Annotated in this window: 19 protein-coding genes; 9 read left to right on the forward strand and 10 right to left on the reverse strand. The window is 60.5% G+C overall.

The annotated features are described in order from the left end of the window. Positions 1-17: 17 nt before the first annotated feature. Entirely contained in the window at positions 18-1,190 is a 1,173-nt protein-coding gene (locus GWG67_RS28435; RefSeq protein ID WP_342761060.1) for an isovaleryl-CoA dehydrogenase, read from the reverse strand. Between the two features lie 112 nt (positions 1,191-1,302). On the opposite strand from GWG67_RS28435, the gene GWG67_RS28440 reads away from it, so the two are divergent. Further along, complete coding sequence (locus tag GWG67_RS28440) at positions 1,303-2,331, forward strand: AraC family transcriptional regulator (protein WP_275172642.1); 1,029 nt, start codon at positions 1,303-1,305, stop codon at positions 2,329-2,331. A 73-nt stretch (positions 2,332-2,404) separates the two neighbouring features. On the opposite strand, the gene GWG67_RS28445 is transcribed toward GWG67_RS28440, so the two are convergent. From GWG67_RS28445 to GWG67_RS28455, 3 genes are all read right to left on the reverse strand, one after another. Continuing rightward, positions 2,405-2,704, reverse strand: a complete 300-nt coding sequence (locus tag GWG67_RS28445; protein ID WP_275172643.1) for a DUF3551 domain-containing protein — start codon at positions 2,702-2,704, stop codon at positions 2,405-2,407. A 269-nt stretch (positions 2,705-2,973) separates the two neighbouring features. Continuing rightward, positions 2,974-3,459: an Lrp/AsnC family transcriptional regulator gene (locus tag GWG67_RS28450; protein ID WP_007591345.1), complete on the reverse strand. Its 486-nt coding sequence runs from the start codon at positions 3,457-3,459 to the stop codon at positions 2,974-2,976. 262 nt (positions 3,460-3,721) lie between these two features. Continuing rightward, positions 3,722-4,027 carry an ETC complex I subunit gene (locus tag GWG67_RS28455; protein WP_028136563.1) on the reverse strand — a complete coding sequence of 102 codons (306 nt, stop codon included), beginning with the start codon at positions 4,025-4,027 and terminating at the stop codon, positions 3,722-3,724. 259 nt (positions 4,028-4,286) lie between these two features. Here GWG67_RS28455 and GWG67_RS28460 point away from each other — a divergent pair, with 259 nt between their 5' ends. Both GWG67_RS28460 and GWG67_RS28465 read left to right on the forward strand, forming a co-directional pair. Then, the gene (locus GWG67_RS28460; RefSeq protein WP_275172644.1) at positions 4,287-5,456 is read left to right on the forward strand and encodes an OpgC domain-containing protein; all 1,170 of its coding nucleotides are present in this window, start codon (positions 4,287-4,289) and stop codon (positions 5,454-5,456) included. Positions 5,457-5,629: 173 nt separating this feature from the next. Beyond that, a complete protein-coding gene (locus GWG67_RS28465; protein ID WP_275172645.1) occupies positions 5,630-6,055 on the forward strand; it encodes a translational machinery protein in 426 nt (141 codons plus the stop codon). A 13-nt stretch (positions 6,056-6,068) separates the two neighbouring features. Here the strand turns inward: GWG67_RS28465 and GWG67_RS28470 are convergent, their stop codons facing one another. Next, positions 6,069-6,263 carry a hypothetical protein gene (locus tag GWG67_RS28470; RefSeq protein WP_275172646.1) on the reverse strand — a complete coding sequence of 65 codons (195 nt, stop codon included), beginning with the start codon at positions 6,261-6,263 and terminating at the stop codon, positions 6,069-6,071. Positions 6,264-7,295: 1,032 nt separating this feature from the next. Between GWG67_RS28470 and GWG67_RS28475 the strand changes: the two genes are divergently transcribed. The 5 genes from GWG67_RS28475 to GWG67_RS28495 all read left to right on the forward strand — a co-directional run bounded on the left by GWG67_RS28475 (position 7,296) and on the right by GWG67_RS28495 (position 12,297). Further along, a complete protein-coding gene (locus GWG67_RS28475; protein ID WP_275172647.1) occupies positions 7,296-8,555 on the forward strand; it encodes a site-specific integrase in 1,260 nt (419 codons plus the stop codon). Between the two features lie 475 nt (positions 8,556-9,030). Then, positions 9,031-9,249, forward strand: a complete 219-nt coding sequence (locus tag GWG67_RS28480; RefSeq protein ID WP_275172663.1) for a hypothetical protein — start codon at positions 9,031-9,033, stop codon at positions 9,247-9,249. Next, positions 9,240-9,491 carry a hypothetical protein gene (locus tag GWG67_RS28485; RefSeq protein ID WP_275172661.1) on the forward strand — a complete coding sequence of 84 codons (252 nt, stop codon included), beginning with the start codon at positions 9,240-9,242 and terminating at the stop codon, positions 9,489-9,491. Before GWG67_RS28480 ends, GWG67_RS28485 begins: the two co-directional genes overlap by 10 nt. A gap of 1,546 nt (positions 9,492-11,037) precedes the next feature. Next, entirely contained in the window at positions 11,038-11,340 is a 303-nt protein-coding gene (locus GWG67_RS28490) for a hypothetical protein (protein ID WP_275172648.1), read from the forward strand. 666 nt (positions 11,341-12,006) lie between these two features. Continuing rightward, entirely contained in the window at positions 12,007-12,297 is a 291-nt protein-coding gene (locus GWG67_RS28495) for a hypothetical protein (protein WP_275172649.1), read from the forward strand. A 978-nt stretch (positions 12,298-13,275) separates the two neighbouring features. Here GWG67_RS28495 and GWG67_RS28500 read toward each other — a convergent pair. From GWG67_RS28500 to GWG67_RS28510, 3 genes are all read right to left on the reverse strand, one after another. Next, complete coding sequence (locus GWG67_RS28500; protein ID WP_275172650.1) at positions 13,276-14,319, reverse strand: acyltransferase; 1,044 nt, start codon at positions 14,317-14,319, stop codon at positions 13,276-13,278. Between the two features lie 329 nt (positions 14,320-14,648). Then, complete coding sequence (locus tag GWG67_RS28505) at positions 14,649-14,858, reverse strand: hypothetical protein (protein ID WP_275172651.1); 210 nt, start codon at positions 14,856-14,858, stop codon at positions 14,649-14,651. Positions 14,859-15,050: 192 nt separating this feature from the next. After that, positions 15,051-15,284: a hypothetical protein gene (locus GWG67_RS28510; RefSeq protein ID WP_275172652.1), complete on the reverse strand. Its 234-nt coding sequence runs from the start codon at positions 15,282-15,284 to the stop codon at positions 15,051-15,053. Between the two features lie 691 nt (positions 15,285-15,975). On the opposite strand from GWG67_RS28510, the gene GWG67_RS28515 reads away from it, so the two are divergent. Next, the gene (locus GWG67_RS28515) at positions 15,976-16,971 is read left to right on the forward strand and encodes a DUF2971 domain-containing protein (protein WP_275172653.1); all 996 of its coding nucleotides are present in this window, start codon (positions 15,976-15,978) and stop codon (positions 16,969-16,971) included. A 199-nt stretch (positions 16,972-17,170) separates the two neighbouring features. Here the strand turns inward: GWG67_RS28515 and GWG67_RS28520 are convergent, their stop codons facing one another. Together GWG67_RS28520 and GWG67_RS28525 are read right to left on the reverse strand one after the other, a co-directional pair. Then, on the reverse strand, positions 17,171-17,380 hold the full coding sequence (locus GWG67_RS28520; RefSeq protein WP_275172654.1) for a hypothetical protein: 210 nt from the start codon (positions 17,378-17,380) through the stop codon (positions 17,171-17,173). A gap of 240 nt (positions 17,381-17,620) precedes the next feature. Next, on the reverse strand, positions 17,621-17,866 hold the full coding sequence (locus tag GWG67_RS28525; RefSeq protein ID WP_275172655.1) for a PilZ domain-containing protein: 246 nt from the start codon (positions 17,864-17,866) through the stop codon (positions 17,621-17,623). Positions 17,867-18,127 lie beyond the last annotated feature (261 nt).

The raw sequence follows: 18,127 nt of genomic DNA on the forward strand, positions 1-18,127 counted from the left end.
CCAATTGCGTGAAGGTTTTAAGCCGTCTCGGCCATCAATTCGCGCCCGATCAGCATGCGCCGGACCTCCGAGGTGCCGGCGCCGATCTCGTAGAGCTTGGCATCGCGCCAGAGACGTCCGACCGGAAATTCGGATGTGTAGCCGACCCCGCCCAGCGCCTGGATCGCCTCGCCCGCCATCCACGTCGCCTTCTCGGCGGAATAGAGGATCGCAGCGGCGGCATCCTTGCGCAAGCTGCGCGCGTGATCGGCGCAGTCGCAGGCGCGCCCCACTGCATAGACATAGGCGCGCGTGGCCTGCCAGGTCGCGTACATGTCGGCGAGCTTGCCTTGCATGAGCTGGAAGTCGCCGATCGGCTGCCCGAACTGCTTGCGCTCGTGCATGTAGGGCACCACCGCGTCCATGCAGGCCGCCATGATCCCGAGTGGGCCGCCGGAGAGGACCGTGCGCTCATAGTCGAGCCCGGACATCAGCACCTTGACGCCCTCGCCGACCTTGCCAAGCACGTTCTCCTCCGGCACCTCGCATTCGTCGAAGAACAGCGGATAGGTGTTGGAGCCGCGCATGCCGAGCTTGTCGAGATGCTGGCCATGGCTGAAGCCCTTGGCCCCCTTCTCGACCAGGAAGGCGGTCATGCCGCGCGGACCCGCTTCCGGATCGGTCTTGGCGTAGACCACCAGCACGTCGGCATCGCCGCCATTGGTGATCCACATCTTCGAACCGTTGAGCACGTAGCGGTCGCCGCGCTTGTCGGCGCGCAGCTTCATCGAGACGACGTCGGAGCCGGCGCCGGGCTCGGACATCGCGAGCGCGCCGACATATTCGCCGGAGATCAGTTTTGGCAGATAGCGCTCGCGCTGCGCATCATTGCCGTTACGGCGGATCTGGTTGACGCAGAGGTTGGAATGGGCGCCGTAGGAGAGCCCGACCGCCGCCGAGCCGCGCGAAATCTCCTCCATCGCGACGATATGGGCGAGGTAGCCCATGTTGGAGCCGCCATATTGCTCCGGCGCGGTCATGCCGAGCAGGCCGAGGTCGCCGAGGCGCTTCCACAGGTCCGCCGGGAATAGATTGGCTTTCTCGATATCGGCGGCACGCGGGGCGATCTCCGCCTCCACGAAGGCGCGCAGCGTGTCGCGCAGCATGCTGATGTCTTCGCCCAGATCGAAATCGATGCTCGGGATATTCAAGGCGATTCCTCCGTCTTTTGGGGACCGAACCTAGCGGCATCGGGGCCCTTCTGCCGTCGAAAAGGTTGCATTTTCCGCCAAACTTGGCGAGGATTTTCCCAGAGGATTTCCGATGCCTTTTCAGGTCGCAACCGCAATCCCGCGCCGCGCCGTGACCCCAGCCGCCTTCGTCCGCGGGGTCGTTGCCGCTTACGAACGCTACGGCCGCGATCCGACCGAGGCGCTGAGCCGGGGTCAGGTAACGCCAGACCTTGTCAATTCTCCGGATGGGCGGGTCACGGCCGGCCAGTTCGAGGCGCTGGCGGGCCATGCCATGCGCGAACTCGATGACGAGGCGCTCGGCTGGTTCTCGCGGCGGCTGCCCTTCGGCACCTACGGCATGCTGTGCCGCGCCTCGATCACCGCCCCAACGCTGGAGGTCGCACTCAAGCGCTGGTGCCGGCACCATCGTCTGCTCACCGAGGACGTGCTGCTCGATCTCGCCGTCAGCGAGGAGACCGCGGTCGTGTCCATCCGCGAGCTGCGTGACCTCGGGCATTTGCGCGAATTCTGCCTGGTCACCCTGCTCCGCTATGTCCTCGGCTTTTCCTGCTGGGCTGTGGATTCCAGGATCGCGCTCCGCACCGCGGAATTTCCGCACCCCGAGCCCGGCCATGTCTCGGTCTATCCGACCATCTTTTGCCGAAACATCCGCTTCGATGCGGACCGCGCTTCCATCACCTTCGACAAGCATTATCTGTCGTTGCCGCTCACCCGTAGCGCGGCGGACCTCGACAACATGCTCAAGGGCGCGCTGCGGCTGACCGTGCTCCCCTATCGGCGCGACCGGCTGCTGGTCGAGCGCGTTCGCCGCGTGCTCCGCAATGCGCGCGGACGCAGTCTCGGAGCCGAGGATGTCGCGAGCGAGCTGGCACTCTCCACCCGCACGATGCATCGGCGCCTGCGCGAGGAAGCGACCTCGCTGCGCGATCTCAAGGAAGAAGCAAAATTCGAGCTCGCCAAGCAGGAGCTGATGCGCGGTCGCAGCCCGATCAAGCGGATCGCGGAGATCGCCGGCTTCCGCAACGAGAAAAGCTTTTCCCGCGCCTTCCGCACCTGGGCCGGTGCCTCACCGCGCGAGTTTCGCGGCAGGTATCGCTGACGCGCGGGCTGTCATGCTGTTGCGGCTTCCGAGATCCAACTCGGAGGCCGCAACATTTCCAAACCGGTCTCGATCAGTTCGAGTTGGTCTGCCCGCCCGGGCGCAGCTTGGTGCGCGACTGCGTCTGCTTCGGCTGGAAGGCCAGCGCGTCCGTCGACGTCTTCGCGCCGCCGCTCTGCGAGCACGAGCCGCCGATGCCGCCGGCCGCGGCCCGGCAGGCCTCCATCGTCGGATAGCCGCAGCCGTGCGCGACCTGGGCGCCATTGGTGATGCAGTAGTCTTCCGCCTGGGCAGCCGGCGCGGTCATCATGAGAAACGCAGATGCGAACAGCGTCGCAGCGGATGCGACGAACGTCTTCGAGATCGAGGTCATGTTGTCTTTCCTGCTTCAGGGTCCCACAAAGAGGCCTCGGCATGCGACGCAGGCTGAGGTTCACACCTGGCATGTAGGCCGGCACCAGGAACCGGCAATCACGGCTCGGCGCATTGCAGGACTTCGCAAATCACATGTCACAGTTAGGTGAGTTACTTACCTTTTTATCCGCCTTATCCGAACCTGTATCCCGGTAAGGGAATCGCTCCCGCGCCTTCGGATTTTGGATGTCGTTGTGCGAGCCACGTTTAGGATCCGTCGCCGCCGAACTATCCTGCCGCCGCGATCTCCTGCAACGGCAGCGGTACGTCCTTCGCCACGCCCAGCACCGGGAAGCTGCGGACGTTCTTCACGTTCGGCATCGCGGCGAAATGCAGGAGCTGCTGGCGCATGCTCTCGACGCTCGGCGCCACGCATTTGAGAAGATAGTCGGTGTCGCCCGAGATCCGCCAGCACTGCTGGATGCGCGGGATCGCGGCGATGGAGCTCTCGAACGCGGCCAGCACCGGCTGGGCCTGGCTGCCGAGCTGGATCGAGACGAACGACACCACCTCGTAGCCGAGCAGCCGCTCGTCTATGACGGCGCGCACCGCCCGGATCACGCCGCGGCTGAACAGCGATTTCAGCCGCCTCACGCAGTTGGGCCCGGACACCCCGACGCGCAGCGCCAGCTCGTTGTTGCGAACCCGCCCGTCCTGCTGCAACTCGGAGAGTATCTTCAGATCGACGCCGTCGAGCTGGTCACGCCCCGCCATAGCCCACCTCGTCATGCTCGTCTTATGCGCGGCAGCGAAGCACGGAGCGGAATGGCTGCCAAGGGCAGGACGCTGGGAAGAACCCGCGTGGTTGCCTGAGCTTGTCCCGGCCAGCCGCGGGCTTTCACGCGGAGGCTAAAAACGTAGATGCCCGGGACCCGGCTCCGCCAAGGCTTCGCCGGGCATTCGGTGTTGGGCCGGCGAAGCTTCAGCGAAGACGGCAAGCCCAGGCATGACGAGAGTCTTGACGCGTGGCCCGCTTTCAATGCGTCCAGGGCTCGCCGCGGCGGAACGAGAAATTGTCCGCATAGGCGACCGGACGGCGCACCGATTCCTTCGGCTCGATCACCTGGTAGGCGATGCCCTTGCGCTCGCAATAGGCGACGGCCTCTTCCTTGCTGTGGAAGCGCAGCGTGATCTGCTGCTTCATGTCGCCGGACGAGGTCCAGCCCATCAGCGGCTCGACCGCGCGCGGCTGCTCGGGCTCGTAGTCGAGCTGCCATTCCTTGGTCTTCGACCGGCCGGATTGCATCGCGTTCTTGGCGGGCTTGAAAATGCGTGCGGTCATGGATGGTCCGGGCCTCTTGTTCGTCTTTTCGTTCGATTTCGATGCGTCACGGTAGCAGTTGGTGGAAACCGCGGGCATAGTATAGAGACACCTTTTGGGAACTGATCGGTGATTCCGGCCCCCGGGATGCCTCGCCGATGGGTATAATCATTATGCTGCATCGTGACAATTGCGTACCCGCCTTCCGCGCCGGGATCTCGCCCGGTAACCCTGCTTCGTTGACCTCTCCCTGTCCGTCCCCTCCGAAAGCTCCCGTCGCATGTCCTTCCTGAACATCAATGCCACGCTCCCCGAGAAGGGCCGTGACCTCAGGCTCGACCTGTTTCGCGGCATTGCGAACTGGGCGATCTTCCTCGACCATATCCCCGACAACGTGGTGAACTGGATCACCACCCGCAATTACGGCTTTTCCGACGCCGCCGATCTGTTCGTCTTCATCTCCGGCTACACCGCCTCCTTCGTCTATGCACGGATGATGCTTGAGCGCGGCTTCCTGGTCGGCGCCACGAGGCTGACCAAGCGGGTCTGGCAGCTCTACGTCGCCCACATCATTCTGTTCGTGATCTACATCGCCTCGATCAGCTATCTGGCGCTGCGCTTCGGCGATTCCGAGATGATCAACGAGTTCAACGTCGCCGGCCTGGTCGACAACGCCACCGAGACGCTGCGCCAGGGCCTGTTCCTGCGCTTCAAGCCGCTCAATCTCGACGTGCTGCCACTCTACATCGTGCTGATGGGGCTGTTTCCGCCGGTGCTCTGGTTCATGCTGCGCAAGCCGGACCTGACGATGGCACTGTCCATCGTGCTGTGGCTGACGGCGCGCCATTTCGGTTTGAACCTGAACGCCTATCCGGCCGGACAGTGGTACTTCAACCCGTATGCCTGGCAGGTGCTGTTCGTGTTCGGCGCCTGGTGCGCCCTGGGCGGCGCGCGGCGCTCGATGACGTTGATCAACGCGCCGGTCACGCTGTGGCTCTGTCTCGGTTACATGCTGTTCGCGCTGGTCATGACCATGGCTGGCCGCTTCCCGACCCTCGGCGGCATGTTCCCGGAATGGCTGTTCTCGGCGTTCAACCCGAACGACAAGACCAACCTCGCGCCCTACCGCTTCATCCACTTCGTCGTGATCGTGATCCTGGTGATCCGCTTCGTGCCGAAGGACTGGCCGGGCCTAGAATGGAAAGGGTTCGACCCCATCATCGTGTGCGGCCAGCAGTCGCTCGCCGTGTTCTGCGTCGGCGTGTTCCTGTCCTTCGTCGGTCATTTCGAGCTGTCGATGAGCTCGGGCTCGCTGCTCGCGCAGATCTTCGTCAGCGTCGCCGGCATCGCGATCATGACGACGGTGGCCTATTACATCTCCTGGTCGAAGAGGCAGGACAAGCCGCTGAAGCCGCCGTCGCCCAAGCCTGCGGCCGCAAAAGCAGGCTGAGCCGGGGACGCCTGGTTCTCCAGGCTCCGGTTAGTCCCCTGGGACTGTTTCGCTTGCCCGGGATCGGATTGACCTGCCTCAACCAAAGGCAGCGCCGGTCGGCCTAATGTCGCCGCGACGCACCCCGCCGCAGCGATGTCGGCGCCCTCCCTCCTCGGACAAGGCCCAAGCACATGCCCTCTCATTTTCACGCCGTGGTATGGATCGACCATTCGCAGGCCCGGATCTTCCATCTCGGTCTGAGCGGCTCGGACGAAATCACGCTGCATCCGCAGCTGGCGACGCGTCATCTTCATCACAAGGCCAACGCGATCGGCAGCGGCCATGCCGCACCCGACAAGGCTTTCCTTGTCGAAGTGACCAAAGTCCTCGCCGATGCTGGCGAAATCCTGATCATCGGTCCGGCGAGTGGGAAGACGGAGCTTGCCAGCCACATTCGCGCACACGCGCCCAATATTGCCGAGCGGATTGCCGCGGTGGAGGCGGCCGATCATCCCTCCGACAACGAAATCGTCGCTTATGCAAAGCGTCACTTCAAGTTGCCGCTGCCGCGTGTGCAGACGCCGGGATCGGCCGCGAGCGAGAGGCATTCGAGTTAAGCGGCGTGGCCTGCTAGGCCGCCACTTCGCCGTCGTACTCGGTGAACTTCTTGTAGATCCAGTCGCGGCCGTCGTGGCGGCGCCAGACCTTGCCGTAAACCAGCTGGCCGTTGATCGAGCGGCGCGGCACGAACACGGTCCAGAGATGCCAGATCTCGGTCCAGCTCGCCTGCGGACCGATGGTTCGGACGTCGCGATCGAAAGACATGATGCAGAACTCACAGGATACGAGCGCTGCGACGAACTGTGATGTCGTGTGAGCACGAGTTTCAGGCAGCCATCGCGAGCCGGACCGATCTGATAACAGCCACTAAGGCGGCCGCAACAACCGCTCGCCCTTAACCTAACCGATCAACCTTACTTCCTGTGAGCGCGCGGCAAGACCGGTTGAAAGCGGTCGCCGATTTTCCTAGACTGTGTGCGATTTGAGAATGAGCGCGTCATTTTTTTGAGGGCGCGCGGTTATTTCCGGGCTGACGCGAATTTTTGAAAACTATTGATGGGCGGGGGCCACCACGATGAATTTGCAATGTGCATGTCTGCGCTTGGCGCTGCGATCGACGCCGCCTGCGCCGCTCGCGAAGACGCCGGAGCAAGAGCCGCGGAAGGCCGCCAACGACAATCAGCTGGCCTGGCCATTCCTGCCGTTTCCGTTCGGCTGGTACGCGACGAACTGATGGTTGGAAAAGCGCAACGCCGCGCAAGCGGAATATCATCGCTTGGCGGCGTCCGTTAGGCATTGGGCGCTGAAATCCCCCAACACCTATATGTCTAGGGCGACGCCTAAAGGTTCGACAAAGTTTTACGATTTCCGCTCCGCCCGACCCGCCCAATGCCTTGAAAAATCGCGCCGAAGTCGCGTTGCGCAGAGAATGAGGGCCGAGGGTTTAGGAAGGCTTTTGGCAGCTCCCGGCATCGGCACTGAACGCGCGCCATGCTCGGCTGCTTGCGCTCTCGCCTGGATCTTCTGGCGCCTCGCCGAATGGCCGTTGTTCTCTGGTGCGGTTCCGACCGAACTCCGGACTGGTCGGGGCAGCTGGATTCGAACCAACGACCTGCAGTACCCAAAACTTAGCAGACTGTTTTCCGGTGGGTGCCGCTTGGTGTCTCTGATTTCCGCTCTTTGCGTAAGTTACTGAATTTCATGGATATTTAACGCCACCTCATTTCCGTTGCTTTCCCGTCGTTTCCGCCCAATACATAACCCGGTGGCTACTCGGTGGCGACTCTGGGGGAAACAATGCCAATCCTTAAGCTTGGACGACGTGCCGTTACCGGCCTGCCTTCCGTTACGAAAACAACGATTTTCTATGACTCCGACCTGACGGGTTTTGGCGTCAAAGCCACAGCCAATGGCGCCCTCTCCTGGATAGTCGAATATCGGCCAGGCGAAGGCGGTAGGCGCGTCAGCAAGCGGCGCATGGTGATTGGTACCCCCGCAACGCTGTCGCCTGAGAAGGCCCGGGAAGCCGCTGAAAAGCTACTTGCCAAGGTGAAGCTGGGTGCTGACCCAGCCGCTGAGCGCGGCGCCGCCAGGAAGGCCGAAACGGTTGATGAATTGCTAGACGCCTTCACCACCAAACATCTTGAGCCGAAGCGGAAGGCTGGGACCATTCGGTTGAACGGCGGATATATCAAAAACCACATTCGCCCTGCCCTCGGCAGGAAGAAAGCCACGGCTGTCACGCACTCCGACGTGAGCCGCCTTCACAACAGGATAGGCGAGACGCACAAAGTCGCCGCGAACCGCGTTGTGGCATTAATCGGCGCCATCTGGGCGTTCGGGCTCAGGGAGAAGATTTTACCGAAGGGCGCTGAGAATCCCGCCGTTGGCATCGAGCATTTCGACGAGAAGCAGCGGCAGCGTTACCTGACCGGGGAAGAACTACAGCGCCTGGGTGACGCTCTCCGTGAGGCTGAAAGCGCTGGCATTCCGTGGAAGCCTGATCCGACGAAGAAGACCAAGCACGCCCCCAAGCCTGAGAATCGCCTAACCAAGATCGATCAGCATGCCGCAGCAGCATTGCGTTTGCTGTTGTTCACCGGCTGCAGATTGCGCGAGATTCTCGATCTTCGTTGGAAGGAATACGACGCAGGCCGCGGTCTCCTATTCCTGCCGGATTCCAAGACCGGCCAGAAGACGGTTGTCCTGTCCGCGCCCGCTATCGCAATTTTGGACGCCCTACCCCGGATCGGGGTCTATGTGATCGCAGGTGAGTCGGCCGGCACGAAAGACGAAACCCCACGCTTCGATCTAAACCGACCATGGCGTGCAGTCCGCAAGCGCGCTGGGATTGATGATGTGAGGATCCATGACCTACGCCATAGCTTCGCCAGCGTCGGGGCGGGCTCCGATCTTGGCCTTCCTATTATCGGGCGCCTGTTGGGGCATAGTCAGGCCAGCACCACGGCGCGCTACGCGCATATTGCCGTCGATCCTGCAAAGCGGGCTGCGGATCTGATTGCAGGCAAGATCGCCGCGGCGCTGAGCGGGAAATAGAAACAGCCCCGGAGAGCGGACGCCGTCCTATTGGGCGCCGCGACTTCAAGCGGTGACAGCCTCTTGGGGAAGGGGGGCTTCCGAAGATGCCACCGTCGAAGCCGCGACGTGCCAAGACGATGCCGCATCGCTCCCAAGGTTGGCATTTCACTATGTGAATCGGTTGACGGAATGGCTGGCCAAAAAAGCGACCCCAGGACGGGGTGGACCTGAGGCCGAGGATTACCTTCCCTATTTGCCTCAGGCGTATACGCGAAACGAAGCCAGAGACTTGTGGTCCAACCGTTCGCGGGTTCAGCGGTTCCTTGTCTACGCACTAGCGAGGAACGAACGCGCAGAGGAAAGCTTGAAGGTTTTGCTAGCTCGCCCAAGCTGGCGGAGCGGCCCCGGCCTTTGAATCTCCAGACCCAATGAAGCCGGGGCCGCCTCTAAGCCGCTACTGAGATACCCCTGCGGCAAGGCGAGGACAGCAGCCATGCTTCTTTGCACTTACAGCATAAGCAATCTGACCGAGTTCGAATCCGATCTCGCCCCTATCATCTTGGATCGGGATGAGGCGCAAGAGTTTGCGTCCGTGCTGGCGCAAGAGATCCTCGCGGAAATGCCCGAGCTAAGTTGTAAGGGAATGTGCATCGTCGTTTACGACGAGGATGGCAACGCCATTGCGCATGCTCCGCTGGCCGCATTGCACTAGCGACTTCGATTAACGGCGCCAACCGGCGATCGATCATCTTCGGCGAGATGCGCGAGATGGGCCTGCGCGGCGTGCTGGTCTATTGCCATTGCGGCCGTCACATTGCCCTGGACGCGGACCGCTGGCCTTACAGTGTAAGGCTCTCCGAGCTCGAGCAGCGCTTCGTCTGCCAAGGCTGCGGTAGCCGGGGCGCCGATGTTCGGCCTGACTTTGCCCCTCCCAAGATGGGGACCAACGTATAACGCCCGCCAGCGTGAACCCGGCGCATACGACCATGCCCCCAACTGAGGCGGCCTTAGTTCTCGGTGTTCCGCTTATAAATACACGCGGTGCGAACAAACGAACATTTTAATTATCACAATCTGTTCTCGCCCGGAGAACAGCGGGGCCGCCAGCGTGAACCGGCCGGCATTTTAGCTAGCGAGAAGCTTTCACGCGCGCAGCATCTAGATCCGCCTTTAACTGCGGCATTGCCGCACCAGCGGGTTCTCTACTTGGGGGCGGCTCGTTGAGGTCTCGCGCCCATGGCGCCCCAGAGCCAATTGCTGATGACGAGTTGGAATCAGGTGAATGCGCGCAAGCTGAGACGACGAGACCGCCGAGGGTCAGCGAACCTGCCCATATCAAGACTTGGATGCGCATGCCCATCCAACGATTGCCCGAAGAATCGATCCTCAATTATAGCACCAATTCGCCCTGGGAGAGAGGCCCGCCAGCGAACCGGCGGGCCTTCTCGTCAGCGTCTCAGGCGGCAGCCCCTCCATTGAGGCGCCGACGGAGCTTCCTGACGATCTCCCGCAGATCGTTACTCCTCGACGACGCCAGCCTCCTCCGATCGCGTGGGCTTGGGCTCAGGTACCTCTTTAGCCCGGTGAGGCTCGTCAGGCGGTTTCATGCCCGAGGGTCGCGGAGAACCGAACGCGGGCGTTGAGATAGATCAAAGGGCAGCCGGCCCGTAATTTCCCGTCTCAGTGTGCTCAGGTCGATTCGGCATCTGGGAGTTCATGACAAGAATAAAGCCCGGCTGGGGATCGGGACCCAGCCGGGCCTTGTTGAACACTGGGCTCATTTTTGGAGAAGGACAGGCCCAGCAATGGAGATGATGGATGGCTGGCCGGCGCCCTCCTTGATCCATGTCAAAGGATCGTCAGCAGCTGGATCAAGCTGAAAGGCCGCCAGCGTCAAACGGCGGGCCCTCGAATTGCAATTAACGAGAGGTGCACTGAAACTTCGCGCGCTTCTGTTCGTAGTATCAGTATCCGGGATTTTGTTAATCCCTCTCGGGGCTGGACTAAACCCATCGCCGCCGGGACATGTGTTTTGAGCCCGGCGGCGTCATTTTGGCTTGTCGCTCAGGCGAGCACCTGCCGCTCTGACCGGCGGACGTTTCGAGCGACTTTTCCCCACCTAGGACAACCGGTAGTTCGCGCCCGCCCGGACCTACTAGGAATCGATAATTTGCGAAGACCGACGATGCCGCTTTGATGTTGGCATGCGCAGTCCCCGTCGATACACCAAATGGGCCGGTCACTATCCGCCCCGCAGCCCTGCGGAATGGGTGGCTGACGGGCATGTGACCTGCAGCATCCAGTGCCTGAACGGCCGTTGCGATCGCAGGGTTGACGTGCGGCTCGAGACACTCCCGCAGGATCAACCGTGGTCGAGCGTCGGGTTGCGCATGGTCTGCTCGGCATGCGGCGCCGCAGGATCTGTGCATATCGTCCCGAACTGGCATGACAGTCGCGGTCAAGTCAGGCCAAGCATGGGACTGAGGTTTTGATTCCAGCGATGAAGCACGTCACCGAACGCCCTTTTGCCGATCCACAAGCCGCAGCCCGCAAGCTGATCGAGCTCGCCGCCGGCATAGAGCCTGTCCAGGACGGCCGTGTCCACATCGAGAAGATCAATTACCCGTTCCTCTACACGCTTAAGGCAAGCGGCGCGGAGTTCGGCGCCGGCATCAGGTGCGCTGTCGAAAAGGGCTGGCTGGAGCTACATGAGAGCGGCACCTATGTGCGGCTGCTGACTTCTGGGATATGCTGGCGCTCAGGTAGGAACCTAGCATCGTTGCCCGGCTTGCTGTTTCGCTAGCTCACGCTCTCCGAGCTGGCGGAGCGGTCCCGGCACCAGCCCCAGGCCCCCCAGCCAGCCGGGACCGTCTCTAAGCCCTGAGGCGGGGCCTTACCTTCCTCCCGTTACGAAAACGAGGGGCCGCCAGTTTGTCAGGCGGGACGCGAAGCCGGAGTGAATTTCGTGTCCGTCCGTTGAGCGCGGTTGCAGTTTGGGCAGACGAAAAGGTGCGCCATGATCCCTTTCGGGGTATTTCGCACCAGCTCAGAGCGGACCCATCTCATATTGACGCGGCAATTCGGACAGCAAGGGGGGTCGAGTTGCCCCGGTGCTTTCTTTAGCTGGTCCATGTCGCCCCCATCGTTGGGAAACGGTAGCAAACCACAACCGGGCGGGAGGTATCAACAGATACACAAGGGCGAAAAGGACGTAGAAAACTTCTGACTCCAAAATAACAATTGTGATGGCTGGAACATAGGCGACCGGGAAAACTAGGCAGCACCGGGGAGGCGCAGCGATTTCATTCGAACATTTTGAAACCCGGAAAGAGGGCCGCTGTCTCACCACAGCGGCCCTTCGCGCTTTGGCACCTTGCTGCTGTTGCCACGTTTGCCCAGCGCCCCCCGGAGGGCGTGTCCGGCCCCAGCTCGCAATCCCGTCATTGCCCCAGAGCTGGGGCTGCCGGAGGTGGCTAAAGCCATCAATCTGGCCGCCGTACTTGTGCCAGTGAGTTCGGCGTCCTGTCCCATTGGAGAAGGTATTGTGTCCAAAGAAAAAAATTGCCTGATTGTTCGTGCTGCGGGAAGACAACTGGACCTGTTACGGGGCGAAGCCTCCCGCATCGCGAAGGGCAGTAACGTCGATTGGTGGGTCGATCAGGCGCAGGTCGGCACTCGCTTCTGCTTCGAGAATGCAAAGGCAAAAGAGTCATTCGCTCTCGCCTGTGACAACTTCGGTATTCCCTGCCAAGACGGCTAGCCCGCGCTTTGGGCATCTGACGAGTAGCCCGCCAGCGTGAACGGTGAACCGCAAGTGAATGCTGCGTTCAGTAGCCATTGTGCCTCAATGCACTAAAAGCTCTGTTGCGGGAACTCGCTTCCCCGCCTTTCGTTACAGATCGACCAAGAGGGAGAGAAACGGTGCTTATTCAAGCTGCGATACTGGCGCTGGCTGCCCTCGGGCCAATATCGGCCGCGCCTGTCCAGGAAGAATCTCAAATTCAACAGGTCCAATTCCCAGGAAGAGGCGCCGGCTCGTGTCCGCATGGCTACGACTTCAATTATTCGAACGGTCGCTGCTATCCGAACGGCTATCACGCCCCCGGCGCCTACGCGAGACCTCGTTACGTCCCATACGGCTACGGTGACGGCGATTACCGACCTCACCGACATAGATACGCGCCAAGGTATTATGAGCGCTACTAAGGGGCCGGCCCGCCAGCGTGAACCGGCGGCCATCTCTCCCAAGCTCCAACATATAAAAACCCGCCGGCTCCGGTAGCCGACGGGTTCTCAATGCCCATGCGTACCGCGGTACTCGTCACCAATCCGCGATGGTCAATCGTACCGTGCTACCCATTGACGTCAGGTTACCGCCTGAGCCGCCAGCGGTGCGTCATCAGCCGCTGCCGGTCGCGCTTTCGGTGGATCCTGCGCCGCCGCTTCATTGGTCTCGCTCCAAGATGCGCTTGATCTCGGCAGTCACGATCGCCTGCTCCTCCGGGGAGAGCTGCGCGTACTTCGCGACTATGGCCGCGGTGCTCGGTACAGCCGCTGCTCGCCCGCGCCGAGCATCCATCATCCGTTTGAGGCCCTTGAGGCAGCCCTCGAGCATCCAGTCGAAGCTGCAGCCGTGGCGAGTGCAGTAGCCGACCAGAGCTTCCGATGGCGATCGGAGAACCTTCGGGGCGTTTCCAGCTGCCACTCGGTGGCGAGCCATTGTAGGCGCCTGTTGCCGCTACTGATATCCCGCCCGCGCTAACCTTTTTAGCAGTCTGGCGACACGATGGTAGTGACGTTCGAAAATCAGGTAAAAAACGTAGGCCGCAAGGTTTGCGACTGCCACGACCAGAAGCACGTCAAGTAATCCGCTCGGGGGTAGCAGTTCGAGGATCACGCGGATCAGCGTCAGATGGATCAGGAACAGGGAGTAGGAATAATCGGCAAAGAAGGTGATGGCGTTTGCGGCCAGATCCGGAATGATTTTGGTGTACTGCGTGAGGATCATCAGGCAGAGGAACGAAAACCCGAGCATCGGAAAGTTTGACGGATCGTAGTCGTTAGGCCCTCTGTTTGTAGCCCATTCGTAGGAGCACCAAGCGAATCCCACCAAAGACAGCGCTGCGAGACGCCGGTCGATCGCAACCGAAGAGACGGTGAAATAGACGGCAAAACCTATCAGCCACATCGCAAAGAGAGATCGGTCGCCGCCTGGCACGTAGTTAAGATACGCAAGCGGTACTGAGGCAAAGATCACAGCCGTAAGAGCGGACAAAATGACGTTCCGACCTTTGAGAAGGAAGAACAGTCCGCCCACGAAATAGTAGATGTGAAACTCGACCGCCACGGAGGTCATTTGTCCGGCTGTGCCGTAGGCTGGAACGCTGGGCCATCCCGGCAGGCTTTGGCGCATGATGAGAGAACCGAACAACGTCCACATGTCGTGCGCGCCCTCGATCAGATAACCGCTTGAGCGCATGGCGAGTTCTATCAAAGCAATGAGTAAAATCGCGGGGAGGTACGGCGTATAGATCCGAGCGAAGCGCTCAATCCCGTACTCCGCGATGGTGTAGCTAGGGCGCTCCGATTTTGTCGTCAGCACGTTGGCGATCAAAAAACCTGAGATCAAGAAGAACAGCAAGACACCAACGTTCGGGAGACTTGATGGCCCGAGCGGCGAATGATTGAGCGCGTGGCCAACGCAGACAATCTGTGCAGCCGAGGCGCGCAGGAGGTCTAGGACCACCGAAGTGTCGTTTTTGCTGCGGTCAAGGATGAGCATGGGTAGACCGCCATACGACATTGCGGTGTCTTGAAGCTAGGCAGCGCAAGTCGCGTCGGCGTCTAACGTCGGTGGGAACGGTTTTGAATTTTGACATCGGCACGCGCTTTCCGGCGATCGACAGCGTTCCAGCACTCCTTGCTAATCTTTAGCGCAATCCCGCCGGCCAATAAAAACAAGCCGCCAATCACATTCAAGAAGACGACCATAGGTTCAGTCCGGGTGGTTGGTTGGGTCTAGCGGCTCTGGCGTGAAATTCGGCTCACGCGGTTCTTTGATCGGCTTGCGTTCCGGCTTTTTCTGGTCCGGTTTTCTAAATGGAAGAAGCTTCATTGATGAGTCCTCTGCTGACAGTCGTTCGCCAGTTTCTGCCAATAAGCAGCGCCAGCCTCTGCCTTCTTGAGATCGTTGTTTGTGAAATACGCGAAGGCCCCGAGCTTTAGAAACGCAGCGAAGGAGAACACGACCCCCCAGACTATGACGAAAACGCGGAGCTGCTCGCGCCAGTCCTGATCCGTCCGGTTAGCCTCGTCAGACATGCTGAACCTGCCCGCAAAACGGACAGTATTTAGCACAGGGTTTAACAGATCAACAGCCGCCTTCTGGCGGCTTTTTTGTGGAGAAAGCAATGTCCTGGCGCCTAGCTCGTGGGCTCGATCATCTTCGGGCTCAAGTCAATGCCAAATGGCCCGGCCGCAGCAAGGACTCAGCGGTGATCCCAAGGGGCGCGCTCACGAACCAGCGTTTGGCGTGACGTCGATCACGAGACCCGCCTGATCGGCAGCCGGCGCCTTCTCGTGGACCACGATCACCAGTCCCGGCACCGTCTGCTCATCCCGCAGGTCGATCAGGTATCCCGCGCGAGCACCGCCGCGGTGCTGATGGCCCGCTGCAGCGTCGGGGGCAATGCCGGCCAGCCCCAGGACGAAGGTCGAGGCGCGATCGCGAACCAGTGTCGTTCGCACTGCTCATGAGGCCGACCTTCGTGGCGCCGGCTTTGGCAGCGTGGATGCTGAGTCTGCGCGTCGCCGTGTCGTGTCGGAGATAGCGGCTCAACTCGGTCGGCACGCCGGATCCGTGAGGCGAATGGCGCGCGCAATGGGGCTTATTCTGAAAAGATACAGCCAACCTCTAGCCTCACCCCTCGCGCTACGCTCCTCATGCGATCGATATGCTTGGGACATGCCCTCCTCCGCAACGCGCATCATCGCGCTGTGGAAGGCCGCGCCTGAGTCGGGGCCGGTCCGAGGTCGAAGGTGCTAGTCCACCGTTTTACAACCTGGGGAAAACTGTCTCTAGGTCAGCCGGCCTGCATTTTTCGACCCTGCGTGCTCGCTGCCTCACCATGTTCCCGCTGTGGGGGTGCGCGTGAGCCGGTTTTGTCCGTGCTGCTGTTGGCTACCGCCTTGACGCTGACCTTGTGCTTCGGGGTTGCGGCATGGCGACAATCCTCGGGTAGAGACGCGGATATCACTGCCACGATTCCGCATCAAGAAAACGGCTGCGAGCGAGGCGCGATCGCGAGCACTGAGTCGCGGCGGTAAAGAGATCGGCGCTTGGTATCCCCAACTAAAGATTGGCGCCATATGGTGCGCTGCGCCTTGCGCTCTCGCTGCGGTTGCGGTTGAAGTCTGTGATGGAGAAAGTTCACGCAGCATGAGCAAGCGGGGAAAACGCCGCGGAAGCACAGAGAGCGGGCTGGGCAAACTTATAAAAAATAAGAGTGTCTCCGGCGACACTCCGGAATTGGTCGGTCGCGTCGATCATAGTGCGCCTGCCAAACGAACCGTAGACCCGGACCACTCTCTGTTTCACTACACCACTGCCACTGGTCTTATTGGCATCGTCGAATCTAACACCTTATGGGCGACACATGCGAGTTTTCTGAACGACACCGCCGAGTGCCAGCTACTGAGTACTCTGCTCGCTTCACAAATAAGAGGTGAGTTCGAAAAGATTGTGCCGGAACTAACATCGCGAGGTGCCTTCAAACCAGAATTGCTTTCGCAGCTTGGCGACAATGGGATGGCCACCGAGGCCGAGCGGGTCGTTAATTCAATTTCCAGAGCCATAGATTCGGGATCGCCGATTCACATTACGTCGTTTTGCCTTCATAAGAATGGATCGCCAGCAAGTGAACACGGCTTGCTGAGTCAATGGAGCGGCTACGGAAGGGGCGGATTCGCAATTGAATTCGATGAAGCAAGGATTGACGATCTAACCAACGCTGAGAACGAGCGATTTTCGTATCAATCAATGATCACGCGACGAGTTTCATATGACGATCACAAGAAGGTGGCAGGGCTGGAGAATTTCATCGGCATGGCCAATGCTTCTTTGAAGGCGGTCTTCGAGGCCGCGGCCCCGAATCTGGCAAGGCGCCCGGATGTCGCAGAGATCCTCGGAGAGCGTGAGCTGACGAGCTATATTGGAGCTTTCGTGCAAGCTGTCCCCTTCCTTAAGAGCCCTAGATTTGAGGAGGAGAACGAGTACAGGATAGTGGCTCTCCCAACGAGGTCGCCCAAGCTCACCATTGAAGTGGATAAGCGCCAGTGGAAGCCTCGCAACTTCCGAGAAGGCACCGGCGGATCAATGGTGCCCTTCATCAGATTGTTTGAGAGTCAGGTCACCCGCTTCCGATTAAGAAGATAATCGTCGGGCCTCATCGCGACCAACAGAACCAGAAACTAGCTGCTGAGCTATTGTTAGAGAAACACGGAATGGAAGTGCCGGTCATCGCCTCCGACACCACGCTACGATTCTGATAGACCAGAAGACGTCCCGCTCATCCTATCAGCGATAGGAGCAGACCCTACATCATCTACCGAAGAGTTCCTCGTCCGCCCGCCCCCTAGACCATATGCCGCGCGATCTCAGCACCAGAGGCGTCAACTACGAGCACGATCGTGCCCGCATCATGGTCGCAATCGGGATCGCTTGCGATATCCCGAGCGACACGGGCGCCGTACTGGACGGCTAGCTCAGCAGAGCTAAACATCTCGCCCACATCGTCCGCCTGTGTCTCGCCGTTGTGGAAAATCGGGAAGGAGTAACGTCGCATATTCGCGGCCCTCGTTCTTAAGCCGCAATCATGCCCACATGTCGGGAGGTCCGCACCTGTCAGAAACGACAGGGTCCTGCGAAGCGAATCATCGGGCGCCCTCCTCGCAGCTCCCGCCGCGTGTGTCGTCGTTGACCCGCAGCAACAACGCTCGACGCCTCGCGCTAGACAGCCTGGTAACACTCCCCGACCTTGTCCCGCGGTGCACTTGGCTGGCACCGACAACCTACCAGAGCCGACTCAATCGGCTTTGAACACGACGCCGATGCGAGTATCACTAGACCAAACGAGACGACAATCTCTGATGATACGGTCTCTTTCCAACATCATCTTGAATGTGGCACGCATGTGCATCTTTGTCGGTAACTCGATCCCAGCCCCGTCCTCCGAGATGTTGAACACGCGGCAGCGTTGGCTGCCGCCATCTCCAAAAATGTAGGCGACCAAGTCGACGTCCGAACGATCGATCTTCCGGCGATCCGACATGATTATCCTTGAGTTGACGCGGCTGTCTCGGGTCCTTCATTGGCCGAAGCTATTTCAAGCAGTCTAAACTGCCGCGCGATCCGTGTTGCCAAGCCCGACCGCTCTTTGGCTAGCTCTCTCTCATAGTCGGATACATTGAGCTGCTGCCGGTTTGAAGGACACCGAGATAGGGTGTTTGATCAAGCCGGAGGTGGGCTATGCAGAGACGCAAATTCACTCGAGAGTTCAAGATCGAGGCGGTCAAGCTTGTCAGGGAGCGTG

Source organism: Bradyrhizobium sp. CSS354 (genome assembly GCF_029051725.1).
Classification (GTDB): Bacteria; Pseudomonadota; Alphaproteobacteria; order Rhizobiales; family Xanthobacteraceae; genus Bradyrhizobium.